At 72.8% G+C, this 26,232-nt stretch carries 26 protein-coding genes and 2 pseudogenes; 15 read left to right on the top strand and 13 right to left on the bottom strand.

What is annotated here, in order from left to right; genetic code table 11:
* Nucleotides 1–35: 35 nt before the first annotated feature.
* Nucleotides 36–1,100: a baeRF2 domain-containing protein gene (locus J2S59_RS18960; RefSeq protein WP_068117966.1), complete on the top strand. Its 1,065-nt coding sequence runs from the start codon at nucleotides 36–38 to the stop codon at nucleotides 1,098–1,100.
* An 8-nt stretch (nucleotides 1,101–1,108) separates the two neighbouring features.
* Here J2S59_RS18960 and J2S59_RS18955 read toward each other — a convergent pair whose 3' ends face one another.
* Nucleotides 1,109–1,918 (bottom strand): class II glutamine amidotransferase, encoded by an 810-nt coding sequence (locus tag J2S59_RS18955; protein WP_068117969.1) that lies wholly within the window; start codon nucleotides 1,916–1,918, stop codon nucleotides 1,109–1,111.
* An 82-nt stretch (nucleotides 1,919–2,000) separates the two neighbouring features.
* Here J2S59_RS18955 and J2S59_RS18950 point away from each other — a divergent pair, with 82 nt between their 5' ends.
* Nucleotides 2,001–3,149, top strand: coding sequence for a carboxylate-amine ligase (locus J2S59_RS18950; protein WP_068117973.1), 1,149 nt, complete (start codon nucleotides 2,001–2,003; stop codon nucleotides 3,147–3,149).
* A 37-nt stretch (nucleotides 3,150–3,186) separates the two neighbouring features.
* Entirely contained in the window at nucleotides 3,187–3,468 is a 282-nt protein-coding gene (locus tag J2S59_RS18945; RefSeq protein WP_068117976.1) for a DUF7218 family protein, read from the top strand.
* A 19-nt stretch (nucleotides 3,469–3,487) separates the two neighbouring features.
* Here the strand turns inward: J2S59_RS18945 and J2S59_RS20405 are convergent, their stop codons facing one another.
* Together J2S59_RS20405 and J2S59_RS20400 are read right to left on the bottom strand one after the other, a co-directional pair.
* Nucleotides 3,488–3,817 (bottom strand): hypothetical protein, encoded by a 330-nt coding sequence (locus tag J2S59_RS20405; RefSeq protein WP_246360146.1) that lies wholly within the window; start codon nucleotides 3,815–3,817, stop codon nucleotides 3,488–3,490.
* Nucleotides 3,818–3,881: 64 nt separating this feature from the next.
* A pseudogene (locus J2S59_RS20400) lies at nucleotides 3,882–4,091 on the bottom strand (NADPH-dependent oxidoreductase); the annotation flags it as partial.
* A 166-nt stretch (nucleotides 4,092–4,257) separates the two neighbouring features.
* Between J2S59_RS20400 and J2S59_RS18935 the strand changes: the two are divergent.
* Genes J2S59_RS18935 through J2S59_RS18920 form a run of 4 tightly spaced genes read left to right on the top strand, consistent with a single transcriptional unit; the run spans nucleotide 4,258 to nucleotide 8,252 of the window.
* Nucleotides 4,258–5,394, top strand: a complete 1,137-nt coding sequence (locus J2S59_RS18935) for a glycosyltransferase family protein (RefSeq protein ID WP_306825399.1) — start codon at nucleotides 4,258–4,260, stop codon at nucleotides 5,392–5,394.
* Nucleotides 5,395–5,416: 22 nt separating this feature from the next.
* Nucleotides 5,417–6,463, top strand: a complete 1,047-nt coding sequence (locus J2S59_RS18930) for a glycosyltransferase (RefSeq protein WP_220138410.1) — start codon at nucleotides 5,417–5,419, stop codon at nucleotides 6,461–6,463.
* Nucleotides 6,460–7,431 (top strand): glycosyltransferase, encoded by a 972-nt coding sequence (locus J2S59_RS18925; protein WP_068120219.1) that lies wholly within the window; start codon nucleotides 6,460–6,462, stop codon nucleotides 7,429–7,431. The genes J2S59_RS18930 and J2S59_RS18925 overlap by 4 nt, the downstream gene beginning before the upstream one ends.
* Nucleotides 7,431–8,252, top strand: coding sequence for a glycosyltransferase family 2 protein (locus J2S59_RS18920; RefSeq protein WP_306825398.1), 822 nt, complete (start codon nucleotides 7,431–7,433; stop codon nucleotides 8,250–8,252). Before J2S59_RS18925 ends, J2S59_RS18920 begins: the two co-directional genes overlap by 1 nt.
* Here J2S59_RS18920 and J2S59_RS18915 read toward each other — a convergent pair.
* The 5 genes and pseudogenes from J2S59_RS18915 to J2S59_RS18895 all read right to left on the bottom strand — a co-directional run bounded on the left by J2S59_RS18915 (nucleotide 8,244) and on the right by J2S59_RS18895 (nucleotide 13,180).
* Nucleotides 8,244–8,474 (bottom strand): hypothetical protein, encoded by a 231-nt coding sequence (locus J2S59_RS18915; protein ID WP_068121990.1) that lies wholly within the window; start codon nucleotides 8,472–8,474, stop codon nucleotides 8,244–8,246. The genes J2S59_RS18920 and J2S59_RS18915 overlap by 9 nt on opposite strands.
* Nucleotides 8,474–9,922 (bottom strand): FAD-dependent oxidoreductase, encoded by a 1,449-nt coding sequence (locus J2S59_RS18910; RefSeq protein WP_306825397.1) that lies wholly within the window; start codon nucleotides 9,920–9,922, stop codon nucleotides 8,474–8,476. The genes J2S59_RS18915 and J2S59_RS18910 overlap by 1 nt, the downstream gene beginning before the upstream one ends.
* A gap of 97 nt (nucleotides 9,923–10,019) precedes the next feature.
* Nucleotides 10,020–10,496, bottom strand: coding sequence for a hypothetical protein (locus J2S59_RS18905; protein ID WP_281366750.1), 477 nt, complete (start codon nucleotides 10,494–10,496; stop codon nucleotides 10,020–10,022).
* Between the two features lie 229 nt (nucleotides 10,497–10,725).
* A pseudogene (locus J2S59_RS18900) lies at nucleotides 10,726–12,264 on the bottom strand (catalase); the annotation flags it as partial.
* A gap of 76 nt (nucleotides 12,265–12,340) precedes the next feature.
* Nucleotides 12,341–13,180: an SDR family oxidoreductase gene (locus tag J2S59_RS18895; RefSeq protein ID WP_068121962.1), complete on the bottom strand. Its 840-nt coding sequence runs from the start codon at nucleotides 13,178–13,180 to the stop codon at nucleotides 12,341–12,343.
* 93 nt (nucleotides 13,181–13,273) lie between these two features.
* Between J2S59_RS18895 and J2S59_RS18890 the strand changes: the two genes are divergently transcribed.
* Entirely contained in the window at nucleotides 13,274–13,933 is a 660-nt protein-coding gene (locus J2S59_RS18890) for a methyltransferase (RefSeq protein WP_306825396.1), read from the top strand.
* A 16-nt stretch (nucleotides 13,934–13,949) separates the two neighbouring features.
* Here the strand turns inward: J2S59_RS18890 and J2S59_RS18885 are convergent, their stop codons facing one another.
* From J2S59_RS18885 to J2S59_RS18870, 4 genes are all read right to left on the bottom strand, one after another.
* Complete coding sequence (locus J2S59_RS18885; protein WP_181641670.1) at nucleotides 13,950–15,131, bottom strand: iron-containing redox enzyme family protein; 1,182 nt, start codon at nucleotides 15,129–15,131, stop codon at nucleotides 13,950–13,952.
* Nucleotides 15,132–15,208: 77 nt separating this feature from the next.
* Nucleotides 15,209–16,024 (bottom strand): SDR family NAD(P)-dependent oxidoreductase, encoded by an 816-nt coding sequence (locus J2S59_RS18880; protein WP_068118690.1) that lies wholly within the window; start codon nucleotides 16,022–16,024, stop codon nucleotides 15,209–15,211.
* Nucleotides 16,021–16,491 carry a nuclear transport factor 2 family protein gene (locus tag J2S59_RS18875; protein ID WP_068118702.1) on the bottom strand — a complete coding sequence of 157 codons (471 nt, stop codon included), beginning with the start codon at nucleotides 16,489–16,491 and terminating at the stop codon, nucleotides 16,021–16,023. Before J2S59_RS18875 ends, J2S59_RS18880 begins: the two co-directional genes overlap by 4 nt.
* On the bottom strand, nucleotides 16,488–17,384 hold the full coding sequence (locus tag J2S59_RS18870) for an LLM class F420-dependent oxidoreductase (protein ID WP_220138342.1): 897 nt from the start codon (nucleotides 17,382–17,384) through the stop codon (nucleotides 16,488–16,490). Before J2S59_RS18870 ends, J2S59_RS18875 begins: the two co-directional genes overlap by 4 nt.
* Nucleotides 17,385–17,484: 100 nt before the next feature.
* Here J2S59_RS18870 and J2S59_RS18865 point away from each other — a divergent pair, with 100 nt between their 5' ends.
* Genes J2S59_RS18865 through J2S59_RS18840 form a run of 6 tightly spaced genes read left to right on the top strand, consistent with a single transcriptional unit; the run spans nucleotide 17,485 to nucleotide 24,049 of the window.
* Entirely contained in the window at nucleotides 17,485–18,192 is a 708-nt protein-coding gene (locus J2S59_RS18865) for a hypothetical protein (protein ID WP_068118694.1), read from the top strand.
* 60 nt (nucleotides 18,193–18,252) lie between these two features.
* Complete coding sequence (locus tag J2S59_RS18860) at nucleotides 18,253–19,398, top strand: steroid 3-ketoacyl-CoA thiolase (RefSeq protein ID WP_068118695.1); 1,146 nt, start codon at nucleotides 18,253–18,255, stop codon at nucleotides 19,396–19,398.
* Nucleotides 19,395–20,042: a PaaI family thioesterase gene (locus J2S59_RS18855; protein ID WP_306825395.1), complete on the top strand. Its 648-nt coding sequence runs from the start codon at nucleotides 19,395–19,397 to the stop codon at nucleotides 20,040–20,042. Before J2S59_RS18860 ends, J2S59_RS18855 begins: the two co-directional genes overlap by 4 nt.
* Nucleotides 20,039–20,863, top strand: a complete 825-nt coding sequence (locus J2S59_RS18850; protein ID WP_068116609.1) for an SDR family NAD(P)-dependent oxidoreductase — start codon at nucleotides 20,039–20,041, stop codon at nucleotides 20,861–20,863. Before J2S59_RS18855 ends, J2S59_RS18850 begins: the two co-directional genes overlap by 4 nt.
* Nucleotides 20,864–20,882: 19 nt before the next feature.
* Nucleotides 20,883–22,550: a steroid-24-oyl-CoA synthetase gene (gene casG / locus J2S59_RS18845; protein ID WP_068116611.1), complete on the top strand. Its 1,668-nt coding sequence runs from the start codon at nucleotides 20,883–20,885 to the stop codon at nucleotides 22,548–22,550.
* Nucleotides 22,547–24,049, top strand: a complete 1,503-nt coding sequence (locus tag J2S59_RS18840) for an acyl-CoA carboxylase subunit beta (protein WP_068116613.1) — start codon at nucleotides 22,547–22,549, stop codon at nucleotides 24,047–24,049. The genes casG and J2S59_RS18840 overlap by 4 nt, the downstream gene beginning before the upstream one ends.
* Nucleotides 24,050–24,063: 14 nt before the next feature.
* Here J2S59_RS18840 and J2S59_RS18835 read toward each other — a convergent pair whose 3' ends face one another.
* Nucleotides 24,064–24,894 (bottom strand): IclR family transcriptional regulator, encoded by an 831-nt coding sequence (locus tag J2S59_RS18835; RefSeq protein ID WP_068116615.1) that lies wholly within the window; start codon nucleotides 24,892–24,894, stop codon nucleotides 24,064–24,066.
* Between the two features lie 151 nt (nucleotides 24,895–25,045).
* Here J2S59_RS18835 and J2S59_RS18830 point away from each other — a divergent pair, with 151 nt between their 5' ends.
* Nucleotides 25,046–26,224, top strand: coding sequence for an acyl-CoA dehydrogenase family protein (locus J2S59_RS18830; RefSeq protein WP_306825394.1), 1,179 nt, complete (start codon nucleotides 25,046–25,048; stop codon nucleotides 26,222–26,224).
* The last annotated feature ends 8 nt before the right edge of the window (nucleotides 26,225–26,232 follow it).

The following is a 26,232-nucleotide window of genomic DNA, read 5'->3' as shown; positions in this document are numbered from 1 at the left end:
CGCATGGGGCCACGGGGGTCGGGTACGCCTCGGACATGAGCGACTTCAAGGACATCCTGCAGGCCGCCGGACCGTTCGCGACCGTCCTCGTGGACGTGAGCACCGAGACCGAGACGGGGGAGCACGAGCGTCAGCTGCGCGTCCGCGAGTGCGTCGACGCGCTGCAAGAGCAGGGCGCACCCGAAGGAGTCCGTGACGCGGTGGCGCAGGCACTGGCCGACCCGACCGAGGGTCCCTCGCCGCGGTCGCGCTACGTCGTGGTCGGTGCCGACGGGTCCGTCCTGTGCGACGAGGTGCACGCGATGCGCACCCAGGGGCAGGCGACCTGGGCGCCGTTGCCGGACCTGTTCCCCGTCCTGGCGGCCGCGGCCGACGCGACGTCTCTGGTGCTGGTCTCCGTCGAGCACACCGGCGGCAGTGTCACGACGTACGACTCCCGCACCCTGGACCTGACCGACGTCGAGCAGTTCGACGGTGAGGAGCAGTACGCGCAGAAGGTGCGCAGCGGCGCCCTCGCCCACCGGCGCATGCAGCAGACCTCCGAGGACGTCTGGCGTGACAACGCCCGCGAGCTCGCCGACCTCGCACTCTCGCAGGTGCGCGCCGGCCGTCGGCTGGTCGTGGTGGCCGGCAGCCCCGAGTCCCGGGGCGAGGTTGTCTCGGCGCTCGAGAGCGCGGCAGAGGTGATCGAGCTCGACCGGGCAGGCGAGTCGAGCACCGACGGCGGCGAAGAGGCGCTCCTCACCGAGTTGCAGACCGTGGCCGAGCAGCACCTGGAGGAGCGTCGCCAGCAACTGGTGGCGACCGTGCAGGAGCGTCGCGGCCAGGGCCAAGCGATCGCCGACGACGTGCCGACGGTCCTGGACTGTCTGGTCCGCGGACAGGTCGAGACCCTGCTGCTCGACCCCGACGCGCTCCGCGAGCACGACGTGGACCCGGGCCAGCACCCCGGCCTGCCGCTGCCGGCGCTGGACGGCCCCGTGCGGACCGACCTCCTGCTGGTCGCGGCGGCGGTGAGCACCGATGCTGCGGTGCGGGCGCTCCCGCACGACGTCGACGGCCCGGTAGCCGCCCTGCTGCGGTGGGACCAGAGCGCCTGAACCGCGGGTCAGTCGGCCATCGAGATGATCGGGTCCAGCCGGGTCACCTCACGGGTGCCCAGGTCGATCATCACGGCGGTGTCGGCGGGCACGGGATCCCAGCCCGGCTCATCGAGACCGCTCGACACGATCTGGATGCTGTCGTCGGTGACCCGGTAGTCCATCGCGAAGTACTCGTCGGTGTGCCGGTCGGGGATGTCGTCCTCATCGTCGAAGAGCTCGCGCAGCGCACGCAGGGGTGAGTCCGCCTTCGAGTTGATGTGGATCGCATACATCCGCTCCGGCGTCAGCATCAACGCGTTCAGGCTCGAGTGCGGGAAGCGCTGGATCATCGTGCCGAGGGCGCGGGTGAAGCCGCCGACCTCATTGTCGTCCTCGCGCATGCACTGCAGCACGAACCGGAAGTAGCGCTCGCTGTCGGTGTCTCCGATCAACGCGGATCGGCTCTCGCGGGTCAGCAGCGCCTCGATCCGCGAGATCGGCGACACGTGCCCGTTGTGGGCGAACGCGTAACCGTCCTCGAAGAACGGGTGGGTGTTCTCCGGTCGCACGGGCAGACCGCCGGTCGCCCAGCGCAGGTGTACCAGCCCGGCGGCGGCGAGGGGTTGCCGCACGAGCCGCTGGTATTCGTCGTCGGTCGCGGCGGTGCGCGGTGAGGTCGCGGTGCGGGTGGCCTCGGCGTCCTCGTCACGCCACGCCATGCCCCAGCCGTCGGCGTGGACCGCTGTCAGGGAGGTGAAGGACTCGACGCCGTCCTCGCCCAGCAGGTCGGCGACAGCACGGGGACGATCGGAAACATAACCGAGTAGACGGCACATCGGGTGGGGACGCTCCTTGTCGAGGTCGGACCGGTTCCGCCTACCCCTCCCGGCCCGCTGTCACACGAAGAAGAGGTCCCGCATGAGTCAGATCGCACGACCGCGCACGGTCGGCGTCGAGGAGGAGCTGTTGCTCGTCGACGCTTCCACGGGCGACGCGAGCTCTGTCGCCAGCGAGGTGCTGCGCGTCGCGAAGGCCCGGGGCATCACCGGTGAGGAGAGCGCGGAGCCGTCCGGCGGGCTCGGGCCGGAACTGCAGGAGCAGCAGGTCGAGACCGACACCGCACCCGAGGAGGACCTCGGGCGGATCGAGGCGGATCTGCGTCTGTGGCGCGAGCGTGCCCGCCTCGCCGCCGCCGAGACCGGCTCGCTCGTGCTGGCCAGCGGTACCTCGCCGCTGCCGGTCGAGCCGCAGCCAGCCCAGGGTTCGCGCTACGAGCAGATGGCCGACCGGTTCGGACTCACGGTGGCCGAGCAGCTCAGCTGCGGCTGCCATGTCCACGTGGCCATCGAGTCCGAGGAGGAGGCGATCGCGGTCGTCGACCGGATCCGCAGCTGGCTGCCCGTGCTGCTGGCCCTCAGCGCGAACTCGCCCTTCTGGCAGGGCCAGGACTCACGCTATGCGAGCTACCGCTCCCAGTTGATCGGACGTTGGCCCACCAGCGGCCCCACGGCGGTCTACGGCAGCGTCGAGGGGCACCGTCGGCACCTCGACCAGCTGCTGGCCACCGGGGTGCTGCTGGACGAGGGCATGGTCTACAACGACGTACGCCTCGCCCAGCAGTACCCGACGGTGGAGATCCGGATTGCCGACGTATGCCTCGACGTGCACGACACCATCCTCATCGCCGCGCTGAGTCGCGGACTCGTCGAGACCGCCGCCCGCGAGTGGCGCGCCGGCACTGCCTCGCCGGACGCTCCGATCTCCCTGCTGCGGCTTTCGAGCTGGCAGGCGGGCCGCTTCGGTCTCTCCGGTGACCTCCTCGACCCGGTCGAGCACCGTCCCCGGCCGGCGAGCGAGGTGGTCTCCACCCTGGTCGACTACGTGAGTGAAGCGCTGGACGCCGCGGGCGACACCGCCCGGGTCGAGAAGGGACTGGCGGAGCTGCGCGACCGCGGCACCGGCGCGGACTGGCAGCGTGCCCGCGTCGCGGAGACCGGCGACCTCGCGGCGACGGTCCTGGAGATGGCGCGACTGACCGCACCGGAGCCGGGTACGGAGCAGGGGTGAGCCAGCGCCGCTGGTGAAGTCGACGAGAGGAGACGTCATGGCCAGCAAGAAGAGCAGCCGCGACCCGGGTCCGAGCGTGAAGGACAAGAAGGTCTACGAGGGTCTGCGCGACGACGGTGCGAGCAAGGAGAAGGCCGCCCGCATCGCGAACTCGGCCGCCAACAGCTCCCGCTCCGACGTGGGCAAGCGCGGGGGCACGTCCGGTTCGTACGACGACTGGACGGTCGACGACTTGCGCAAGCGCGCCGGCGAGATCGGCATCGACGGGCGCTCGAAGATGAAGAAGGACGAGCTCATCGAGGCGCTGCGCAACCACTGAGCCGCAGCGCCTCGCGGCCTCAGGACGGCGGGTAGGGCGCGTCCTTCAACAGCCGGGCGAGATGGGCGGCGTTGGCGGCTAGCGTGCTGGTCGTCTGCGCCGTCTTCTCCGGCGTCGGCTGCTTGTCCTTGAAGTCGACGCCCTGCATGGCTTCGCCGACCCAGTAAGTCGAGCCATTGGCCGGGATCGTGAAGCCGGTGTCGGACAGCGCCTGCGACAGCTCGGCGACGACGTGGTGTGCGCCGTCCTCGTTGCCGACGACGGCGATGCCGGCCACCTTGCCGAAGGTCAGCATCCGCCCCTGGTCGTCGGTCTCTCCGAGCTCGGCATCGAGTCGCTCGAGCACCATCTTGCACACCGGACGGCTGCCCCAGCCAGATCGGGGTGGCGAGCACGAGGATGTCGGCAGCCAGCATCTGCTCCCGCAACTGCGGCCACGCGTCGCCGTCGCCCTCGTCGGTGCTCACCCCGAAGGCGACGGGGTGGTCGACCACCCGCTCCATCGTGCCGGTCACGTCGTGCTCGGCCAGCGCGTCGAGCACCTGGCGACCCAGGAGCTCCGCGCTCGACTCCGCCGGCGACTTCTTCAGGGTGCAGTTGAGGACGAGTGCATGCAGTGCCATGAGTGTTCTGTGCCCGCCGGTCCCCACCTCATGCGGTTCGTCGAGTCGAGGGTCGTCCTCGGTGAGCCGGGCGAGGGATCTGGAGGTGCGCGTCCAGGGGCATGCCGGATGACAGCGGGGGTACCGCGCACAGCAGTACCCACGAAGCCGCAGGAGAACCGCCGAGATGAGCATCGCCGAAGTCGCCCGGCCGCAGTCGCACCGCACCATCACCGTCGCGTCGGTCCCGGCCGGTCACGTCTACGTGCGCCACCTCGACCCGGTCGAGCCCCCCGGCCCTCCCGGCGTACGTCGGCTCCCCGACCCGCCTGTGCCCGGAAGTGAGGACCGCGCGGCGGACCAGCGGTGGTGGCCGCCGGTGATGCTGGACCCGCGCTGGGCCGCCGAGGCCGACTACGACGTCTTCCACCTCCACTTCGGCTTCGACGCCCGCGACCCCGAGGACCTCGCGGAGCTGGTGCGCACGATCCAGGGTCGCGGCAAGTCCCTCGTCTACACCGCCCACGACCTGCGCAACCCGCACCACCGCGACCGCGAGCTCCATGACCGCCAGCTCGACGTGCTCGTGCCCGCCGCCGACGCGCTGGTGACCCTGACGACCGGGGCGGCAGCCGAGATCGAGCGCCGCTGGGGGCGTACGGCGCTCGTGGTCCCGCACCCGCACGTCGTCCCGTTCGCCCGCATGCGCGCAGCCCAGGCGATGCGGGAGGCGCAGCGTCGCGCGGGCACACCTGCCCGGGCGTTCCGGGTGGGGCTGCACGTCAAGAGCCTGCGCGAGTCGATGGACCCCGAGCGACTGCTGCCGACGCTGATCCGCGCGGTGGACGCGATCCCGGGCGGCGAGCTCGTCGTCAACGCCCACACCGACGTGATGGCCGCGACCGAGGGACGCCGCGCCAGCCTGGCCCGCGTCCTGCGGGAGGCCGCCGCCCGCGAACAGATCACGCTGCAGGTCCACGACTACTACTCCGACGACGAGCTGTGGGACTACCTGTGCGGTCTCGATGTCTCCGTGCTGCCCTACCGCTTCGGCACGCATTCGGGGTGGCTGGAGGCGTGCCGCGACGTCGGGACCGCGGTCATCGCCCCGACGTGCGGCTACTACGCCGACCAGGCGCCCGTGATGAGCTACACCCACACCGAGGACGACTTCGACCCGGCGAGCCTCGAGGAGGCCGTCCACCAGGCCCACCGCGGGCGACCCGCCACCCCCGTCGGCCCGGTCGCGCGCCGCCGGCAGCGCGAGGAGATCGCTGCGGCACACCTCGCCCTGTACGCCGACCTCGTGGACGCCCGATCGTGAGCGCGTCGTGAGGGTCTGCGTCGTGGCCGCCAGCGGGCATCCGGTCGCCGAGCCCTTCGCCGGCGGTCTGGAGTCGTTCACCCACACGCTCGTGCGCGGGCTGGCGCGCCGGGGCCACGAGGTGACGCTGTTCGCCCCGGCGGGCACGGATCCCGACCTGCCGGCGACGCTGCGCACCCCGCCGGAGTTCGCGCCGAGCAACGTCTCGTTGGCCGACCGCAACGCGCCGCCGCTGCGGTGGATGCAGGAGCACCACGCCTATCTCAGCCTGATGCTCGACCTGAGCCAGGACCGTGGCGTCGACATCGTCCACGACACGAGCCTGCACCACCTCCCGGTGGCGATGGCCCCGTTGTTGCCGGTGCCGACGGTGACGACCCTGCACGCCCCGCCGCTGCCCTGGATCGAGTCGGCGGTCACCCTCGCGCCGCAGTGCGCGCACTTCGCCGCGGTGAGTCGCGCGACCGCTCGGGCTTGGTCTCACCTGGTGCGCGCCCAGGTCGTGCCCAACGGCGTCGACCTCACCCGCTGGACCCCGGGACCGGGCGGGGAGCACGCGGTGTGGGCGGGACGGATCGTGCCGGAGAAGGCACCCCATCTGGCGATCCGGGCCTGCGCCGAGGCGGGCGTCCGGCTGCTGCTCGCCGGACCGATCCACGACCGGGCTTACTACACCCGCGAGGTGCGGCCGTTGCTGGGCGCGGCCGCCGACTACGTGGGACATCTCAGCGACGCCGGGCTGCGGGACCTGGTGCAGCACGCCGGCGTCTTGGTCGCCACGCCCGACTGGGAGGAGCCCTACGGGCTGGTCGCCGCGGAGGCGATGGCGTGCGGCACCCCGGTGGCCGCGCTCGCCCGGGGCGCGCTGCCGGAGGTGGTCGGCCGTGCCGGCGGCGTCGTCGTGCCGGCCGGCGATCCCCAGGCACTGGCCGCGGCAGTGCGCCAGTGCTTGCAGCTCGACCGTGCTGCGGTGCGCGCCCACGCCGAGGCGCAGTGCTGCGCCGATCGCATGGTCGCCCGCTACGAGCGGCTCTACGCCTCGCTCATCAGCGCCGGACGGGCGGCGTGATCGGCTACTACGTCCACCATGTCGGGCGCGGCCACCTACGCCGCGCGCGGGCTCTGGCGTCGGTCTGGGACGGACCGGTCACCGGGCTGTCGACCCTGCCGCGGCCGGACGACTGGCGCGGGGACTGGGTGCGGCTCGCCGCCGACGACAGCGGCCGCATGGTCGATTCGACCGCTCACGGTCAGCTGCACTGGGCGCCCGTGGGGCACCCGGGCCACCGGGACCGGATGGCCGCGATCTCGGCCTGGATCGCCGATGCGGCACCCGACGCGCTCGTGGTCGACGTCTCGATGGAGGTCCTGCAGCTCGCGCGCCTGCACGGCGTCCGCACCGTGGGTGTCGTCCTACCCGGTCACCGCGGCGACGTCGCGCACCTGCGCGGGCTCACGCTCGCCGACGCCCTCGTCGGCTTCTGGCCCGACCACATCCGGACGCCGGTCGAGGGGGTGCCCGAGGACCTCGCTGCGCGCATCCGGCCGCTGGGGGCGCTGTCCGGACTGACCGGCACCGACGCGGCGGCCGATGCGCGCGCGGTCACGGTCCTGCTCGGGGCGGGTGGTCATGGCGTGGGACCGGCCGACCTGGCAGCGGCGCAGGCGCAGACCCCCGAGTGGAGCTGGACCGTGCTCGCGCCGGGCATCGGCGACTGGGTCGCGGACCCGGCGCCGGTGCTGGCGCGAGCTGCCGTCGTCGTGACGCACGCCGGCGAGGGGGCCCTGGCCGACGTCGCGACCGCGCGCCGCCCCGCCGTCGTGCTCCCGCAGGAGCGCCCCCACGACGAGCAGTGGGCCACCGCGCGCGCCCTCACCCCCGCAGGTCTGCCGGTCGCGGTCCTCGGACAGTGGCCCGACCACGGATGGGCCGCGTTGCTCGACCGGGTCGCGGCACTGCCCGGCGCCGACTGGAAGCGGTGGTGCGACGGCGAGGCGGCCACCCGGTTCGCCGCGCTCGTGCGGGAGATCTGCTGATGGGGCGGGTCGGCGTGGTGACCCTCGCCCGTGGTCGGCACCGCCACCTCGCCCGCCAGCACACGAGCCTGGCCGCAGGGAGCCGTCGACCCGATGCCTACGTCGTGGTCGCCATGGGGGACCCCGACATCGAGGCTGCGGACGTCGACGGGCTGCACCGCGACGTGGTGCACCTCCCGCTCACCGAGCGGCTGCCGCTGGCCAAGGCCCGCAACACCGGTGTCGCGTGGCTGCTCGACCGGGAGGTCGATGTCGTCGTGCTGCTCGACGTGGACTGCATCGCCGGTCCCGACCTCGTCACGGCGTACGCCGCGGCGGTGGACGAGCACCCCGCGACGGTGTGGCTCGGGCCGGTCACCTATCTCCCACCCGAGGCCGACAGACTGAACCCGAGCGAGGTCGCGGCGCTGGATGACCCGCACCCCGCCCGGCCCGCGCCGCAGCCGGGGGAGCGGCGTACGGACGCCACCGTCGACCACTTCTGGTCGCTGTCGTTCGCGCTCAGCGCGGAAGCGTGGCAGAAGGTCGGTGGCTTCTGCGAGGAGTACGACGGGTACGGCGGCGAGGACACCGACTTCGCGCGGCTCGTGGTGGCCGCGGGACTCGACCTGGGGTGGGAGGGCTCGGCACGGGCCTACCACCAGCACCATCCGGTCTCGGACCCGCCGGTGGAGCACCTGGCGGACCTGGTGCGCCACGGGGCGCTCTTCTATCGCCGGTGGGGGACGTGGCCGATGCAGGGCTGGTTCGAGGCCCTCGAGCGCACCGGCCACGTCGTCCGCGACGGCGACGGCTGGCGTCGCGCCGACGACTCAGCCTGACTGGCGGTCCGAGCCGCGCTCCGCCCGCTCGTCGCGGCCCGGGGCGTCCGGTGTGTCGGCCTGCTCGCGCGGGGTCGCGTCGGGTCCGGCGCTGCCCTCCTGGGGTCCGTCGTCACCGGCCTGGGTGGGGTGTCCGGCGACGGCGTCGCCGGGCGTGATCTCCTCACCGGCGTCATCCATCGACGAGACCTCCGAGACCTGGCCCTTCTCCTGATCGCTCATCACTGTGCTCCTTCGGTCGGGTCGGTGGATCCGGTCGGTGGCGTCGGCACGCGACGCAGGCCGCAGGTGGCGGGAGCGTCGAGCACCTCGCCGTCGGCGGCGAAGCGGGACCCGTGCAAGGGGCAGTCCCAGCTGCGCTCGGTGTCGTTCCAGGTGAGGGCGCCACCCATATGGGTGCAGATCGGTCCGCGGCGGCGGTTGCGCACGACGTGGACGACGCCGCGCCCCATCGCCAGGCCGACCTCGGCGTTGTGCTGGGCGGCGCGCGGTGTCGTGCGGAGGTCGGCGACCTGCCACGGGTCGAAGGCCTCGGCCCACGGCACCTGTCCGCCGGTGATCCGGGCGGTGAGTGCCAGGGCGGCGGCGACGCCGTTGGTGAACCCCCACTTCGCGAACCCACCGGCGACGAGGACGCCCGGCAGGCGGGGAAGCGCGGGACCGACGTGGGGCAGACCGCGGGTGGGGGCGTAGTCCTGCGCGGACCACGACGTCACCGGCGAGGCGCCGGGGAAGTGCTCCGCGGCCCAGGAGGTGAGCTGCTCGACGTGGCGCGAGGTCGGCACCGAGCGGCCGGTACCGTGCCCCGCGCCGCCGACCAGCAGCACCGGCGTGCCCTCGGCACCCACCGTCGAGCGCAGCGAGCGCGACGGGGGATCCACGGAGAGGTACTGCCCGCGCACCGCGAGGTCCGGAGCCTTCAGCGCGACGGTGTAGGAGCGTTCGGCTTTCATGCGGGCGAACGCCGCGCTGCGGTCCAGGATCGGCATGCCGGTAGCGAGCACGACGGTGTCGGCCCGGATGTCGCCGCGTTCGGTCTCGACGAGGACCGGGCGGCGATGACCCACCGAGCGCACCCGGGTCCCCTCCACCACGACCACGCCGTGGGCGCGCGCCTGGTCGGCAAGGGCGGCGATCATCGCCACCGGGTCGACCTGGCCCTGGTCGGGGAGCCGGATCGCGCCGCGGACGTCGTACGGCAGCTCGGGGGTCTGCGCCCACGCCACCGGGATGCCGGCTGCGTTGCTGGCCGACAGCTCCTTCTCGAGCATGCGCAGCCCGGCGTCGGTGTTGGCGTAGGTGAAGCCGTCCCGGTCGTCCCACGGGACGTCGTGCTCGAGGCAGAACCGGCGCAGCCAGGCCTGGCCCTCGCGGTTGGCCTCGGCGTACTGCCGCAGCCGTTCGACGGACTGCCACCGCGAGATCTCGGAGAACCGCGACCCCTGCAACAGGCTGACCTTGGCCGTGCTGCGACTCGTGGTGCCGGCGCCCAGGGTGTGGGCCTCCAGGACCACGACCCGGACGCCGGCCTTGGACAGCTGCAGCGCGGTGGTGAGACCGGTCAGCCCACCGCCCACGACGACCACCTCGGCCCGCTCCGGGACGGGCTCGGGGGAGGCGGTCGGCGCGGCGGGGCGGTGGACCGACCACCAGGACGGACGCTGGCTCACAGAACCACGAGCCCGATGACGAGCATGATCGCCAAGACGGTCACGAACAGCGCCACCACGACGGTGGGCTGCATGAACTTCTTCGGGTTCTCCTCGGTCATGCCGTGCTCCCTTCCTCTCGCTCCCACACGCGGTGCTTGGCGAGCATCGCCAGCACCTCCTCGGTGACCTGGTCGGCCGATGTGGCCGCCACGACACCGGGCACCTGCTCCAGTCGGAACGACCGCAGCAGGTCGGCACCCGCGCCCCAACCGACGATCGGCTTGGAGTGGCGGAAGCACTCCTCGACGAGAAGGCGTACCCGAGGATCGAGTGGGCTACTCGGATCGGCGAGGTCGCGGGCGTCGAACGGCGCGGTCGCCGCACGGCTGGGGGCCGACAGCACGATGAGCGCGTCGAACTCGACCGAGCGGGCGGTGTCGAAGGTGCGCTGCACGGGGAGTCCGTCGGCGAGCATGCCGCCGCGGGAGGCGATGATCAGCGGGAGCGTGCCCTTGCCGCGCAGCGCGGTACGGATGGCGGCGATCTCCGCGAGCGCCCCGGCGTCGTCGGGGTCGACCACGATGCCGACCATGCGGCCGTCGACCGGCCACTCCTTGCCGATCTGACTCACGGCCGGGCTGGTCATCCGCGGCGGCTCGGGGGCGCTGTCGGGCACGGCGAGCCCCAGGCCGGTGGCGACCGCGGTGGCGAGGTCGCGGTCGATCTCGGCGAGCAGCGCCACCTGCCGCTCCTTGATCGCCTGCTCGAAGCACTTGCCCCAGCTCGAAGGTGTAGGCGTGGATCGTGTGCTGCTGCTCGACGGGCGAGAGGCTGTGCCAGAACATCCGCACCTGGCTGAGGTGGTCGTCGAACGACGCCGGCAGCTCGCGCACCTTGCGGGCGGCGGGCACCTCGGCGGGGAACTCGACGAACGGCCGGTCGCCCGCCCCCGGGATGAACGGGCACCCGCCGTCGAGGGAGTTCGGCTGGTACGGCGCCACGCCGGCGTGCACCGCGTGCTGGTGGAAGCCCTCGCGGAACATGTCGTTGACGGGCACGTGCGGGCGGTTGACCGGGATCTGGTTGTAGTTCGGTCCGCCCAGCCGGCTCAGCTGGGTGTCGACGTAGGAGAACAGCCGTGTCTGCAGCAGCGGGTCGTCGGTGACGTCGATGCCCGGGACGAGGTGGCCCACGTGGAAGGCGATCTGCTCGGTCTCGGCGAAGAAGTTGGTGGTGTTGCGGTGCAGCGTCAGCCGTCCGATCGGCTGCACCGGCGCCAACTCCTCGGGCACGATCTTCGTCGCGTCCAGCAGGTCGATGCCCTCGAAGAACTGGTCCGGGGTGTCGGGGAAGACCTGGATGCCCAGCTCCCAGGACGGGTACGCGCCGGCCTCGATCGCGTCGGCCAGGTCGCGGCGGTGGTAGTCGGGGTCGATGCCGCCGAGCATCTGCGCCTCCTCCCAGGTGAGGGAGTGGACGCCGAGCTCGGGCTTCCAGTGGAACTTCACCAGCGAGGTGGCGCCCTCGGCGTTGGTGAGCCGGAACGTGTGGACGCCGAAGCCCTCCATCATCCGGTAGGACCGCGGGATGCCCCGGTCGGACATGTTCCACATCGTGTGGTGCTGGGCCTCGGTGTGCAGCGAGACGAAGTCCCAGAAGGTGTCGTGGGCACTCTGGGCCTGCGGGATGTCGCGGTCGGGGTGCGGCTTCGCCGCGTGCACGACGTCGGGGAACTTGATGCCGTCCTGGATGAAGAAGACGGGGATGTTGTTGGCCACCAGGTCGAAGTTGCCCTCGGAGGTGTAGAACTTCGTGGCGAACCCGCGGGTGTCGCGCACCGTGTCGGCGGAGCCCCGGTTGCCGAGCACGGTCGAGAACCGGGTGAAGACCGGGGTCTCGACGTCCTTGGCGAGGAACGCCGCACTCGTCACCGTCTCGGCCGTGCCGTAGCCGACGAAGACCCCGTGTGCACCGGCGCCGCGGGCGTGCACGACCCGCTCCGGGATGCGCTCGTGGTCGAAGTGGGTGATCTTCTCGCGCAGGTGGTGGTCCTGCAGCAGGGTGGGCCCGCGCTCACCCGCCTTCAGCGAGCGGTCGGTGTTGCTCACCCGGGTGCCGGTGGCCGTCGTGAGGAAGGCGCCCTGCTGGTGGCGCGCGTCGGCCGGTCCGACCTCGCCGCCGGTCGCCGAGCGGCCGGCCGGTGCGGCCTGGTCGCCCTTCGGCGGCAGGGGCTCGCGGGGCTCGGTCGGCTCGGCCAGCGTCGGCGTGCCCGAGGCGGGTGCGCCGGGGACGTCGGGCGGGGTGTCGCCCTCGCTCAACAACCGCTCAGCGGTACGACGGACGATGTCTGCGGGATCCATGGTGCTCCTTCGCGCGGCGGTCGGGAGTGCGGGCGTACCCGCGCGGTGGGCCCGGGGAAACCGCCACGGGGTCACGTCACAGGATCGGGCGACCACCCGTGACGGCGACCCGGGCGCCGGAGACGTAGCTGCCCTCGTCGGAGGCCAGCAGCACGTAGACCGGGGCGAGCTCGGCCGGCTGCCCGGGGCGCCCCAGCGGGGTGTTCTCACCGAAGCTGCCGACGGCCTCGGCCGGGAGCGTGGAGGGGATCAGCGGGGTCCAGATCGGGCCGGGTGCGACGCTGTTGACCCGGATACCGCGGTCACCGAGCATCTGGGCGAGCGAGGCGCAGAAGTTCGCGATGGCGGCCTTGGTGGCGGCGTACGGCGCGAGTGTGGGGTTGGGGGAGTCGGAGTTGACCGACGAGCTGCCGATGATGGCGCTGCCCTCGCCCATGTGGGGCAGCGCCGCCTTGGTGAGGTGGAACATCGCCGACAGGTTGGTGTTGATCGTGAAGTCCCACTCCTCGTCGGGGATGTCCTCCAGCCGTTCGCGCGACATCTGGAAGGCGTGGTTGATCACGAGCACGTCGATCCTGCCGAACTCGCGGACGGCGGTGTCGATCACCTCGCGGCACTGTGCCGGGGCGCTGAGATCGCCGCCGACCAGGACGGCGCGCTGCCCTGCGTCCCGGACGAGACCGGCCACCTCCTCGGCCTCCTCGTGCTCGTCGAGGTAGGAGATGAGCACGTCCGCGCCCTCCCGGGCGTAGGCGATCGCGACGGCGCGGCCGATGCCGCTGTCGGCGCCGGTGATGACCGCGACCTTGCCGGTCAGCTTCCCGGAGCCGCGGTAGGAGCTCTCCCCGCAGTCCGGCACCGGCTCCATCCGCCGCTGGTCGCCGGGGAAGTCCTGGGTCTGCTCTGGCTGGCTCATGGTGATCCTCTCGTTGGGCACGTACGCCGTGCGGGGGTCGTACCCCGCGTCGCGCCCGGGCATGAGTCCTCCGGCGCCGGGTATGAGGGACGCGTGACCACGCTGCGCGCGCCGATGGGCGCCACCGAGACGATCGCCTTCGGCCCGCTGGACATCACCTTCAGCGAGGGCGTGATCCGTCCGCGGCCCTGGACCACCGCTCAGTCGGAGTGGGCGGCCGAGATCCTGCTCGACGCGCCGGCCGGCCGGGTCCTCGAGCTGTGCTCGGGCGCCGGCCACATCGGGCTGCTCTCCGTCCTGGGCAGCGGGCGCGACCTCGTGTGCGTGGACCGCTCGGAGATCGCCTGCGTCAACGCCCGCTTCAACACCGAGTGCGCCGGTCTCGCCTCCCAGGTCGAGATCCGCAACCGTCCCCTGGAGGAGGCGGTGGCCGATGGCGAGGAGTTCGCGCTGGTGGTCGCCGACCCGCCGTGGGTGCGGCACGCCGAGATCGGCCGGTTCCCCGAAGACCCCGTCACCGCGATCGACGGCGGCGACGACGGCCTGGTCATCGCCCGGTTGTGCCTGCAGGTGATCGCCAAGGCGCTGATGCCGGGTGGCTCCGCGATCCTCCAGCTCGGTCCCGAAGGTCAGGTCGAGACGCTCGCCGACGAGCTGGCGGCGTACGCCGAGGACCTCGTCCACACCGACACGCGCCGGTTCCCGCGGGGTGCGCTGATGCGGGTCGACCGCGTCCCGAGCTGCCGCAGCTGACCCGGCCGACCCACCGTCAAGCCGGGCGCTTGTCGGGCGGCAGCAGCTTGTGGGTGCCGTCGCACCACGGTTTGATCGACGACTTCAGGCAGCGGCAGAGCGCGACGATCGGCTTGTCGACCTCGTGGACCGTCCCGTCGGAGTCCCGGATCGAGCCCGCGTTGCGCACGAGCATCGGTCCGCCGGCGCAGATCTCGACGTCGGCGTGGGGGTAGGTCGGCGCCTCGCTCATGCCGACACCCCCCCATCGGGCGAACGCGGCGTGGGCCGCGCGTGACTCCATGTCCATGCAGACGAAGGCTCCGAAGAAGACCTCCTCGGCCTGGTCGGGCTCGTCCTCGACCAGCGTGCCGCAGATCGACCGGACCGCGAGCTGGTCGTGGACGGCGTCGGCGGTGACGTGCTCGTCGTAGTACTCCGCGAGCTCCTCGGCCAGCTCCAGGCGGCGCAGCCCCTGGGCGATCCGGCGCGACGGCTCGGAGCTGGTGGTCTCGAACGCCGCCAGGTGGCCCAGCGACGCCGACCGGAGCCGCCGGTGCAGGCCCAGCATGGACAGCGCGTTGTTCATCTCGAGGAACTCCGTGGGTGCCTCGTTGACGTAGCGGCCGTACTTCTCGTTGAGCCCGACAGCCCGCATGCCACGGGTGAAGAGGTTCTGATGCAGGCGGTTGGGGTTGCCGCCGCCGTACTCGTCGTACTGCAGCTCCGCCAGCGCGGCCTTCGCCCGGACGGGGAGCCGAGGGATCACCCAGGCGGTCGGGTCGGCCTCCTTGAGGTGGTAGATCGAACGCCAGCGCAACAGCTCCAGGACCTGGTCGCGGGTGGCGTCGGTCTGCACGAACCGCGCGAGCGAGGGTCCCTGGAAGTTCTCGATGTAGCTGAACAGGTCGGCGGCCAGGTCGCCGGTGTCGGGACGCGGGTCGGCCGCCGCCCAGCGCTCCCGCATCCGCGCCTCGAGGTCGTCCTCGAGGCGGCGCCGCACGGCCAGCGCGCCGAGGTCCCACTCGGCGGCGTCGTCGACGTCGTCGAAGCCGCGGTAGGAGAGCTCGTGCAGCACCCACAGTGCAAGGGTGGCGTCGTCGAGGCCGGCCTCGGCGCACAACGCCTCGACCGAGGCATCGACAGGCGACCGGGGACTGGTGCGCAGGGCGGCGAAGAGGGCCTCGCTCAGGGCGCCTCGGGGCTCAGGCAGCAACATGCCCCAGCAAATACCCCCCGATCCGTGCTGTTAGTCGCGCGCGGCTGTGACGTGCGCGGCGCGGCTCAGCAAGGGCCTCAGGGCCGGTCGGGCATGTTGGTCCAGCCCTTGCCGTCGGCCCGGGCGTACCAGCCCGACGCGGCGAGCGTCCCGCCATCGACGGGCAGGGTGTGGCCGGTGACGAAGCGGGCCTCGTCGGAGGCGAGGAACGCCACCACCGCGGCGTAGTCGTCGACGTGGCCGAAGCGTCCGAGCGGCAGCCAGTGCCGTACGAGGTCGGGGTCCCGGCCGCGCAGCATCGCCGCCGCCGGTGTCTGGTCGGTGTCGGCGAGGTCGGGGGCGACGGCGTTGACCCGGACGCCGTGGCGTCCGACCTCGACCGCGAGGGTCTTGGTGAAGGCGGAGACACCCGCGTTGAAGGCGGTGTAGGGCGCGTGGCCGGGGTTGCCGCGGAAGGCCTCGACGGTCGAGTTGTTGACGATCGCGCCCCGCCCGGCCTCGACCATCCGGGGCAGCAGCGCGTGGGTGACGGCGAGGACGTGGTGGAGGTTGAGCTCGTAGAGCCGTTGCCACTGCTCGGGCGTGCTGTGCAGGAAGGTCCGCGACGCGGGGCGGAAGTCCCCGACGTTGTTGACGAGCACGTCGAGGCGGTCGAGCTCGTCGACGGCCTCCCGCAGGGCGGCGACGGTGGCTGCCTCGGTGATGTCGCCGACGACGATGCGGACGCTGCCACCGGCCCGCTCGATCTCGGCGGCGGTCTGCGCGGCGGCGTCGGCGTCGACGTCGTTCAGCACGACGAGGTCACCGTCGGCGGCGAGCCGGCGACTGACCGCGCCGCCGATGCCCCGGGCGCCGCCCGTGACCACGCTGACGCGACTGCTGGTCGTGCTCATCGTGCCTCCCGGGCGTGGGCGACCGAGCGGGACTCGATCAGGTCGAGGTGGAGCTCGCGGCGGGCGATGCGCCACCCGTGCGGCGTACGGCGGAAGTCGTCGAGGTAGCGCAGGTGCCACACGACGTCGCGCAGGGCCCCGTCGTGCTCCGTTACGTGGTGCGCGGTGGCCGTCGTGCGCCCGCGTACGTGGTCGTCGGTCTGCGGATCGAGCACGATCCCGGCCACGGCGTGGACCGTCAGGCGCAACGCGGACAGGCCGGCGATCGCCGTGGCGATGGCCTCGTGCCCGCGGGCCTCGTGGACGGGCGCGAGCTCGCGCGGAGGGTCGGGGGAGACGAGGACACCGTCGGCGAGGAAGAGGTCGGCCAGAGCGGTCGCGGCTCGGTCGTCGGCGAGCGCGGCGTAGCGATGCACCAGATCGGTCAGTGCCCACCGGTCGTCCGGGCTCAGCGCGGCTGACGTCATCGCGGCGTGAGGCCCAGCCGCTCGGCGCACGCAGAGACCTCGTCGCACGCCTCCTCGATGTCGGCGGTATCGCTCATGGCCAGCGCCAGGCGGGTCGCGCCCTGCTCGGCGAGACGCGCGGCCCGCCCCTCGTCGATGCGGGCCACCAGGTGCCCGAGGGTGAGCTCGAGGGCGTCGGGGTCGCGACCGGCGTCCTCCGCGGCCCCGCGCATCGTGGCGACGAGGGCGGCCAGCTCCTCGCCGGCGACACCGAGCGGCTGCAGGCCGTTGCCGAGGCGGCCCGCGCGCCGCGCCGCCGCCTTCGTGTGACCGCCGATGTGCAGCGGCACGTCGCCGCGGACCGGCTTCGGCCAGGTCATCGCGCCCCGGAAGGAGAAGAACTCGCCGTCGTGGTCGACGCCCTCGGCCGAGGTGTCGGACCAGAGGTCGCGCAGGATCCGGATCTGCTCGTCGGCCCGTCGCCCGCGGGCCTCGAACGGCACGTCGCACGCCTCGAGCTCCTCACGCAGCCACCCCATGCCGAGCGCGAGCCGCACCCGTCCGCCCGACAGCACGTCCAGCGTCGCGATCCGCTTCGCGAGCACCACCGGGTGGTGGACCGGCAGGACCAGGACCCCGGTCGCCAGCCCCAGCGTGGTGGTCCGGCCGGCGACGAAGGAGAGCAGCTCGAGCGGGTCGGGGATCGGCAGGTCGGCGGCGAGCTCGACCCGGCCCGACGGTGCGTAGGGATAGACGCTGTCGTAGCGGCTCATCATCACGGCGTGCTCGACGACGACCAGCGACTCGAAGCCGCAGGCCTCGACGTGCTGGGCGAACCGGGTGATCCACGCGGGGTCGGCGGTCCTGCCGTTGGCGACAGGTGCGATGACGGCGTACTTCAACGGGTCGGTCATGGCGGGTGACGCTAGGGACTCGCGTACGCCGACCTGCCCGGACTCCCGGTCATCGGGAACGTCGCCGTGCCGGAGGCCACCGGTGGCGGAGCATGCGCGAATGCGCACCGTCACCCCCGACCAGGCCGTCGCGGTCGTCCGCGGATACGAGGGCAACCGCTACACCATGGTCGACTACCTCGGCACGTTCGCCGACACGCTCCCGGGGGAGCAGGCCTACCTGGTCCGGCAGCAGGCTCCCGAGCTGCGCCCGCACTTCCACGAGGTCGACCAGTTCCAGGTGATCACCGCCGGCGAGGGCACCCTGGGGCGCGACCGCGCGGTCGCGGGCGTGCTGCACTACACCGACGCCTACACGTCCTACGGCCCCATCTGCACCGACCCCGAGATCGGGCTGTCCTACTTCACCCTGCGGCGCCAGCCGACCACGGGCGTCAACTACATGCCCGAGGAGCGCGAGAAGCGCGCCCGGGAGGCCGGTGCCAGCCAACACTTCACGGTCCTGCTCGACGACCGGTGCACGGTGGGAGCCGGGCTCCACGAGCTGGCCCGCACCGACCGCGGCGCGGCGGCGTACGGCGTACGGCTGGGCGGCGGCGAGGAGCTGCGCGCGCAGACGCTGCCGACGGGCCAGGCGGGCTACGTGGTCGTGCTGGGCGGAGTGGTCACGGGGCCGCACGGGCGGATGCCGGCCGAGAGCCTGGTGTCGTTCGACGACACGAGCGAGCTCCAGGACCTGCGCGCCGAGCGCGGCGCCACCCTCGCGGTGCTGCTGTTCCCGTGCGTCGCGGTGGCCGGCGCGGCCTGACGGTTTCGTCCAGCGGGACCTTCAACGGCCCGCTCCGACCCGGCGCCTACTTTGCGGAACATGCCCAACCCGGTCCTCATCGATGCCGCCCGCACCCCCTACGGACGCCGGGGTGGGGTGCTGTCCGGCTTCCACGCCGTGGAGCTCCTCGCCCGCACCCAGCGCGCCCTGCTCGAGCGGGTCGGCCTCGATCCGGCCGAGGTCGAGCAGGCCATCGGCGGATGTGTCACCCAGGCCGGCCAGCAGTCCGGCAACGTGACCCGGATGGCCTGGCTGCACAACGGCTTCGCCGACGACACCGGTGCCGTCACGATCGACGCCCAGTGCGGTTCGGCCCAGCAGGCCGTGCACCTGCTCGCCGCGCAGATCGCCGCCGGTGAGATCACCACCGGTCTGGCGTGCGGCGTCGAGGTCATGTCACAGGTCCCGCTGCTGGCCAACCTCGGCGGCGAGGAGCGGCCGTACGGCGTCCCGCGTCCGCCGAGCTGGGAGGTCGACCTGCCGGCGCAGTTCGAGGCGGCCGACCGGATCGCCGCCCGTCGCGGCTTCACCCGGGAGGACCTCGACGCCTTCGGGCTCGCGTCCCAGCAGCGTGCGGCGCAGGCGTGGGACGAGGGACGCCTCGATCGTCAGGTCATGCCGGTCACCCGCGACGACGGCACCCGCGTGACCCGCGACGAGGGGCTGCGCGAGACCAGCACCGAGGCACTCGCCGGGCTGCGCACCATCCGCGAGGGCGGACTGCACACGGCCGGCACGTCCTCACAGATCTCCGACGGCGCGACCGCGGCCCTCGTCATGGACGAGGACCGGGCGCGGGCCCTGGGGCTGCGCCCGCGCGCCCGGATCGTCGCCCAGGTCCTCGTCGGCGCGGAGCCGGAGTTCCTGCTCGACGGCCCCGTCCGTGCCGGCGAGCGGCTGCTCGCGCGCACGGGCATGAGCATCTCCGACATCGACGTGTTCGAGGTCAACGAGGCGTTCGCCGCCGTCCCGATGTCGTTCCGCCAAGTGCACGGCGTCGACCCCGACAAGCTCAACGTCAACGGCGGCGCGATCGCGCTCGGCCACCCGGTGGGCTCCACCGGAATCCGGCTGCTCGCCACCGCGATGGACGAGCTCGAGCGCACCGACGGCACGCTCGCCATGGTCGCCATCTGCACCGGTGGCGCGATGGCCACCGGCGCCATCGTGGAGCGGCTCGCGTGAGCACCGCCGCGATCGACCCCACCCGCGTCACCACGCTCGAGCCCGCACACCGCGAGGCCCTCGAGCAGCTGGTCGACGCGACCTACCGGCTCAACCTTGCCGTCGCCACCAGCGACCTCGACGAGGCCGTCCTGCGCGAGGCACGCGCGCAGCTGGACGCGGTCAGCGACCGGCTCGGGGCCCGCACCCGCACGCGCGCCATGCGCAACAGCTTCGAGGCGCCCCGGCAGGCGCGGCGGGAGGGGACGCCGTACCGACTGTGCGGCTACACGCCATGGGGCGTGCCGATCGAGGCGCGGTTCGAGGACGACGGCCAGGCCGTGCGCTCCCGCTTCGTGCCCAACGCGCTGCACGAGGGCCCGCCCGACGGCATGCACGGCGGCGTCGGGGGCTACCTCATGGACTGCGTGCTGGGGATCCTCATCCAGGCGCAGGACAAGCGGGCGGTGACGGCGCGGCTCGAGATCGACTACCGCGCCCGGACCCCGCTGGACCAGGAGATGGAGCTCTACGGGCGCATCACCCGCCGCGAGGGGCGCAAGATCTGGGCCGAGGGGTGGATCGAGTCCGGTGGCACCCGCACGCTCGAGGCCTCCGGGCTGTTCATCGAGATCGAGCACCCCGTCGTGAGCGCGGCCCGATGAGCTACGCGCTGACCGGCCTCGACGGGAAGGTCGCCGTCGTCACCGGTGCCGGCCGCATGCGGTCGATCGGCCGGTCCATCGCCGTCGAGCTCGCCCGGGCCGGCTGCGACGTCGTCATCACCGGCACGGGACGCTCGCCGGAGACGATGCCGGCCGACGAGCAGGCCGCCGGCTGGCGCGACATCGAGTCGGTGGCCGACGAGGTCCGTGCGCTCGGGCGACGTGCCCTGCCGGTCGTCGCCGACGTGGCCTCCGAGGACGGCGTACGACGGCTCTTCGACCAGGTCGCCTCCGCGCTGGGCGAGCCCGCGGTCCTGGTCAACAACGCTGCCGCGAGCCGCGGCGCCGACCGCGTGCCGGTCGTCGACCTCGAGGTCGGCAGCTGGGACACCGTGATGGCGGTGAACCTGCGCGGGACCTTCCTCATGAGCAAGGAGTTCGCGCGCCGGTGTGCCGACGCCGGGCGGGGCGGGGCGATCGTCAACGTCTCCTCCATCGGCGGCAAGCTCAGCGGTGCGTCCACCGCGGCCTACTCCGCCTCGAAGGCGGCCGTGCAGTCACTGACCTCGTCGATGGCCAAGGAGCTCGGCTCGCACGGCGTGCGGGTCAACGCGATCTGCCCCGGCGTCGTCGCGACCTCGCGGCTCGACGACTGGGACGACGACACCTGGCAGGCCTACGTCCGCGGCAACATCCCCGTCCAGCGCGTGGGCGACCCCGCCGAGGTCGCCGCGGTCGTCGTCTTCCTCGCCAGCGACCAGGCGTCCTTCGTCACCGGACAGAGCTGGAACGTCGACGGTGGCCAGCTCACCGTCCGTTGATGGCCCCGACAGGAGCACCATGACCACCACCACCCCTGCCCCTGCGCCCGCGCGGACGCGCGACGAGGCACTCGCCCGGATCACCGCGCAAGGCCAGCGCTTCGAGCTGCGTGTCGAGGACGTTCGCGGTCAACAGCTCGAGGTCTTCGCCCACCGCCAGCGCACCCTCGGTGAGCTGCTGCGCGCGTCGGCCGACCACGGCGACCGGCCCTACCTCGTCACCGAGCAGCGCCGGATCACCTACCGCGAGCACCTCGAGCAGGTCGCGGCGCTCGCGACCGCGCTGCGCGATGAGCATGGGGTCACGAAGGGCGACCGGGTCGCGATCTGTGCGGCCAACTGCCCGGAGTGGGTGCTCGCGTTCTGGGCGACCACCGCGCTCGGTGCGGTCGCGGTGGGGCTGAACTCCTGGTGGGCCGGTCCCGAGATCGCGTACGCCGTGGACCTGGCGGCGCCGAAGGTGGTCTTCGCCGACGAACGTCGCCGGGAGATCGCCGGCGACCTCGGCGTCCCGGTCCTGTCCGTCGAGCACGACCTGCCGGCTGCCGTCGCTCGCCACCTGGGCGCCGCACTGCCGGCGGAGCCGGTCGACCTGGGCGAGGACGACCCGGCGGTCGTGCTCTTCACCAGCGGCACCACCGGTCGTCCGAAGGGTGCCACCCACTCGCACCGCAACGTGATCGGCGCGGCCTGGTTCCACCTGCTCAACGACGCGGTCGCCGCGGAGATGGGGATGCCGCCGGCGCCGGACCGTCGGTTCTTCGCCGTGACCCCGCTGTTCCACATCGCCGGCCTGCACAACCTCGTCGTCCCGCGGCTGGTCGTGGGCGACACAGCGGTCATGCACCTGGGGCGCTTCGACATCGAGCGCGTGCTGCGGCTGATCGAGGCCGAGCGGGTGACCAGCTGGGGGATGGTCCCGACCATGGCGGCGAAGCTCGTGGAGCACGCCGAGGAGCACGGGCTCGACGACTACGACCTCAGCTCGCTGCGGATGGTCAGCGTGAACTCCGCACCGTCGTCGGCCGCACTGAAGTCCCGGCTGCGCGAGGTGCTGCCCGTGGCGGGGCGGGCACTCGGGACGACGTACGGCCTGACCGAGTCGTCCACGGCGGCGACGTTGGCCAGTGCGGCCGAGCTCGCCGCGGACCCCGAGACGGTGGGCCGCGCGGTGCCGACGATGCAGGTCGAGATCCGCGACGAGCAGGGCGAACGCGTGCCCGACGGCGTCGAGGGCGAGGTGTGTCTGCGCAGCCCGCTGGTGATGATCGGCTACTGGGACGACCCGGACGCGACCGCCGCCGCGACGACCCCGGACGGGTGGTTCCGCACCGGTGACCTCGGGATCCTCGTCGACGGCGCCCTCCGCATCAACAGCCGCCGTTCCGACCTGATCCTGCGCGGGGGCGAGAACATCTACCCCGCCGAGGTCGAGGCCGCCCTCGAGACGCACCCGGACGTGCGCGAGTGCCTCGTGATCGGGGTGCCGCACCCGAGCTACGGACAGGAGGTCGGTGCCGTCGTGGTGCTGACCCCCGAGGGCACGGCGAGCGCCGAGTCGCTGCAGGCCTACGTCGCCGAGCGGATCGCGCGCTACAAGGTGCCGTCCCGCTGGCGGGTCACCACCGAGCCGCTTCCGCGCAACGCCACCGGCAAGGTGATCCGCAAAGAGGTGCCGCTGCCGTGAGCCACCGCGACGAGTGGCAGCCGCTGCTCGAGGACCTCGATCGACGACGGACCGCCGCACGTGCGATGGGCGGGCCCGAGAAGGTGCAGAAGACCCGCGCAGCCGGGCGGCTGCCGGTCCGCGACCGGGTGGCGGCCCTGCTCGATCCGGGCACCTTCGTGGAGCTCGGGGTGCTGGCCGGCGACGGCGCCGCACCGGCGGACGCGTTCGTCGCGGGGTCGGGTCTGATCGACGGCCGGCCGGTGCTGGTCGGCGCCGAGGACTTCACCGTCGCCGGTGGCTCGATCGGCACCGCCGGGGCGACCAAGCGGGCCCGGCTCGCCGCGCTCGCGCTGCAGGAGCGGGTGCCGCTGGTGATGATGCTCGAGGGCGCCGGACATCGCGCCACCAACGCCCTGCACCCGCACCGTCCCGCCCCCAACGACCTGCAGGCGATGGTCGACCTGGCCGGCCTGGTGCCGACCGTGGCCGTCGTGACCGGACCGTCGGCGGGCCACGGCGCCCTGACCGCGCCGCTCTCGGACCACGTCATCATGGTCGCCGGCCAGGGGGCTCTGTTCACCGCCGGACCGCCGCTCGTCAAGGCGTCCCTCGGCGAGGTCGTCGACAAGGAGACCCTCGGGGGCGCGAGCGTCCACGGCACCCACAGCGGCGTCGCGCACGAGGTCGTCGCCGACGTCCGCAGTGCCCTGGCCGCCGTACGCCGGTGGCTGTCGTACCTGCCGTCCAACGCGTGGGAGCACCCGCCGCACGTGCCCGGCGTCGACACCGGACCGCGATCGGTCGATGCGCTGCTGGACCTGATCCCGCCCAACTCGCGCCAGCCCTACGACATGCGCGCGGTGCTGACGGAGCTGTTCGACGCCGGCTCGGTGACGGAGTCGCAGCCCGACCACGGCGCGTCCGTGATCACCGCGCTGGCACGGCTCGGCGGCGACCCGGTCGCGGTGGTCGCCAACCAGCCGGCCGTCCTCGCAGGAGCGATCGACGCGCCCGCGGCGGAGAAGGCGGCGCGGTTCGTGGAGCGGGCGGCCGCCTTCCACCTGCCGCTGGTGCAGCTCGCCGACAACCCCGGCGTCCTGGCCGGCAGCGCCTCGGAGCGCGCGGGCATCCTGCGGGCGGGGGCGCGGATGTTCGCCGCGCAGCACCGGGCGCGCGTGCCGAAGCTGCACGTGACCCTGCGCAAGGCCTTCGGCTTCGGCAGCTCGGTGATGGGCCAGAACGCCTTCGGGGGCCAGACCGTCTCGCTCGCGCTGCCCGGCGTCACGCTCGGCGGCATCCCCGCCGCGGTCGGGGGCGCCACGGCGAAGGCCGACGACGCCACGCGGGCGTCCCTGGTCGAGAACGAGAACGCCGGGCCCTGGCGGCTGGCCTCGACTGCGACGTACGACGACGTCGTCGACCCGCGTGAGCTGCGAGACGCGCTCCTGGCCGCGCTCCGGCTCTCGCGCCGCAGCGGGACGCCGGAGCCGGTGAGCCGGGTCGGCTACCTGCCCTGAGCCGGGTCAGCCGGTCAGGCGGTCTCGGACTCGGCGAGCCGCAGGTTGCGGCCGCCGACGGTGCCCCCGAGGTCGGTGGTGAGGTGCCGGGCCGCGGACAGCAGCAGCGGCGCGACGTGCTCGGGGACGAGCTGGCCGTCACTGCAGGAGACGCCGATCGAGGCGAGCAGGCCGTCCGGACCGTGGACCGGGGCGCCCAGGGCGTTGATCCGCTGGTGGGGGCCGCCGTTGCGGACGATGTCGACGCCGCCGCGCTGGCGGCAGGCACCGAGGCGCCGGTGCAGGTCCATCAGGTCCAGCGGTGCGCGGCGCGGGTGGTCGGCCGTGCTGGCGACGAGCGCGTCGACGCGCTCGGGGGAGAGAGTCGCGAGCATCGCGCGGCCCATCGGGGTGGTGTCGGCCGGGACGCGGGTGCCGACCGTCGACGGGATCGAGTCGAGCACCGGGCCGCCGACCTTGTCGAGGTAGTAGAGCAGCCCGCCCTCGAGCACCGCGAGATGCACGACCGCACGGGTCTGCAGGTGCAGGCGGTTGAGCATGCGCGCCGCCATCGAGCGCAGCCCGCCGTGGTCGTGGGTGCGTGCCGACATGCCGATGGCCCGGGCGCCGAGGCGGTAGCCGTGGGCGTCGTGGTCGAGCCAGCCCAGCTCCACCAGCTGCGTCATCAGCCGGAACGCCGTCGACCGCGGGAGGGAGGTGATGGCGGTGACGTCCTCGAGGAGCAGGCGGTCCGGGGACTGCTGGAAGGCGTCGAGGATCTGCGTCACCCGCTCGACCACGGACGGTCGCTGCACGCGCTCGTCCGATCCAGCGATCGGGGTGTTCTCCTCCGGCGTGAACGACATCGCACTCCTCCCAGGTGCTAGCAACCAAACATTTGCTTGGTGCCAGTGTAGGTGTCCGTCCGTGGGATTGACACTACCCCTCGGGTCGCGGTGTGGTTATATCTATTAGGAATACTTCGACAAGTTTTACTCGACGTGTCAGAGGGAGACCGTGGACTTCGAACTCGACCCCGGCCAGCGCCAGTGGCTGCAGGAGGTGCGGGCGTTCCTGCGCGAGCACGTGACTCCCGCGCTCGTGGCAGAGCTCGCCGAGCACGACCTGGAGAAGCGCGACGGCGAGCTGGCGGCGTTCCGGCGCAAGATCGGCGACAAGGGCTGGTTCGGCCTCAACTGGCCCACGGAGTACGGCGGCCTGGGTCTCGGCCCGATCCACCAGCACCTGCTGGTCAGCGAGTTCGAGCGCTGGGGCGTGCCCGGTCCTGACCTCACCGTCACGTCGGTGGCGCCGATGATCATGCGCCACGGCACCGAGCAGAACAAGGCGGAGTTCCTCCCGCCGATCGCCCGCGGCGAGATGGTGTGCGCGGTCGGCTACTCCGAGCCCGACGCCGGCACCGACCTGGCCAGCCTGCGCACCCGCGCGGTGCTCGACGGCGACGAGTGGGTCATCAACGGCTCCAAGATCTGGAACTCCGGCGCGCAGCGGTCCACCCACGAGTGGCTGTGCGTGCGCACCAACCCCGACGTCCCCAAGCACAAGGGGATCTCGGTCATCATCGTCCCGATCGACGCGCCGGGCATCTCGATCCGCCCGTTGATGGCGTGGTCGGGCTACCGCACCAACGAGACGTTCTTCGACAACGTGCGGGTGCCGGCGACCAACCTGATCGGCGAGGTCGACAAGGGCTGGCGCTACATCACCGGTGCGCTCGACCTCGAGCGCGGAGCGCTCACCAACGCCGGTGACCTGCGCCGGGCGGTCGACGACCTGCTCGCCCTGGCGCGCGAGCCGCGCCGCGACGGCGTCGTGCCCGTGCACGACGCGGGCGTACGCCGCCGGCTGGCCGAGCTCGACGCCGACGTCGAGGTGGCCACGCTCATGGGCTTCGAGGCGGCCTCCCTGCTGGAGGACGGCACGATCCCCAGCGTCGAGGTCAGCACCGAGAAGATCTTCACCTCCGAGCTGCGCCAGCGCATCGCCGAGGCCGCGCTCGACCTGCTCGGGCCCGACGGCCTGCTGGGTCACAACACCGCTGCGGCGCCGTTGGCCGGCAGCTTCGAGCGGCTCTACCGCGCGGCCCCGTTGCTGCGCTTCGGCGCCGGCACCAACGAGGTGCTGCGCGACGTCATCGCCCAGCGCGGGCACCGGATGCCGTCCTACGGCCGCTGACCGACTCG

This window comes from Nocardioides massiliensis (assembly GCF_030811215.1).
Classification (GTDB): domain Bacteria; phylum Actinomycetota; class Actinomycetes; order Propionibacteriales; family Nocardioidaceae; genus Nocardioides_A; species Nocardioides_A massiliensis.
The sequence above is the reverse complement of the archived record's forward strand: the minus strand, read 5'-3'. Positions and strand labels throughout refer to the sequence as shown.

What these genes read in the sequence shown, in the direction of transcription:
- J2S59_RS18960 (WP_068117966.1), top strand. Translation starts at nt 36, where the DNA reads ATGAGCGACTTCAAGGACATCCTGCAGGCCGCCGGACCGTTCGCGACC.
- J2S59_RS18955 (WP_068117969.1), bottom strand. Translation starts at nt 1,918, where the DNA reads ATGTGCCGTCTACTCGGTTATGTTTCCGATCGTCCCCGTGCTGTCGCC.
- J2S59_RS18950 (WP_068117973.1), top strand. Translation starts at nt 2,001, where the DNA reads ATGAGTCAGATCGCACGACCGCGCACGGTCGGCGTCGAGGAGGAGCTG.
- J2S59_RS18945 (WP_068117976.1), top strand. Translation starts at nt 3,187, where the DNA reads ATGGCCAGCAAGAAGAGCAGCCGCGACCCGGGTCCGAGCGTGAAGGAC.
- J2S59_RS20405 (WP_246360146.1), bottom strand. Translation starts at nt 3,817, where the DNA reads ATGGTGCTCGAGCGACTCGATGCCGAGCTCGGAGAGACCGACGACCAG.
- J2S59_RS18935 (WP_306825399.1), top strand. Translation starts at nt 4,258, where the DNA reads ATGAGCATCGCCGAAGTCGCCCGGCCGCAGTCGCACCGCACCATCACC.
- J2S59_RS18920 (WP_306825398.1), top strand. Translation starts at nt 7,431, where the DNA reads ATGGGGCGGGTCGGCGTGGTGACCCTCGCCCGTGGTCGGCACCGCCAC.
- J2S59_RS18915 (WP_068121990.1), bottom strand. Translation starts at nt 8,474, where the DNA reads ATGAGCGATCAGGAGAAGGGCCAGGTCTCGGAGGTCTCGTCGATGGAT.
- J2S59_RS18905 (WP_281366750.1), bottom strand. Translation starts at nt 10,496, where the DNA reads ATGGTCGGCATCGTGGTCGACCCCGACGACGCCGGGGCGCTCGCGGAG.
- J2S59_RS18895 (WP_068121962.1), bottom strand. Translation starts at nt 13,180, where the DNA reads ATGAGCCAGCCAGAGCAGACCCAGGACTTCCCCGGCGACCAGCGGCGG.
- J2S59_RS18885 (WP_181641670.1), bottom strand. Translation starts at nt 15,131, where the DNA reads ATGTTGCTGCCTGAGCCCCGAGGCGCCCTGAGCGAGGCCCTCTTCGCC.
- J2S59_RS18880 (WP_068118690.1), bottom strand. Translation starts at nt 16,024, where the DNA reads ATGAGCACGACCAGCAGTCGCGTCAGCGTGGTCACGGGCGGCGCCCGG.
- J2S59_RS18875 (WP_068118702.1), bottom strand. Translation starts at nt 16,491, where the DNA reads ATGACGTCAGCCGCGCTGAGCCCGGACGACCGGTGGGCACTGACCGAT.
- J2S59_RS18870 (WP_220138342.1), bottom strand. Translation starts at nt 17,384, where the DNA reads ATGACCGACCCGTTGAAGTACGCCGTCATCGCACCTGTCGCCAACGGC.
- J2S59_RS18865 (WP_068118694.1), top strand. Translation starts at nt 17,485, where the DNA reads ATGCGCACCGTCACCCCCGACCAGGCCGTCGCGGTCGTCCGCGGATAC.
- J2S59_RS18860 (WP_068118695.1), top strand. Translation starts at nt 18,253, where the DNA reads ATGCCCAACCCGGTCCTCATCGATGCCGCCCGCACCCCCTACGGACGC.
- J2S59_RS18850 (WP_068116609.1), top strand. Translation starts at nt 20,039, where the DNA reads ATGAGCTACGCGCTGACCGGCCTCGACGGGAAGGTCGCCGTCGTCACC.
- casG (WP_068116611.1), top strand. Translation starts at nt 20,883, where the DNA reads ATGACCACCACCACCCCTGCCCCTGCGCCCGCGCGGACGCGCGACGAG.
- J2S59_RS18835 (WP_068116615.1), bottom strand. Translation starts at nt 24,894, where the DNA reads ATGTCGTTCACGCCGGAGGAGAACACCCCGATCGCTGGATCGGACGAG.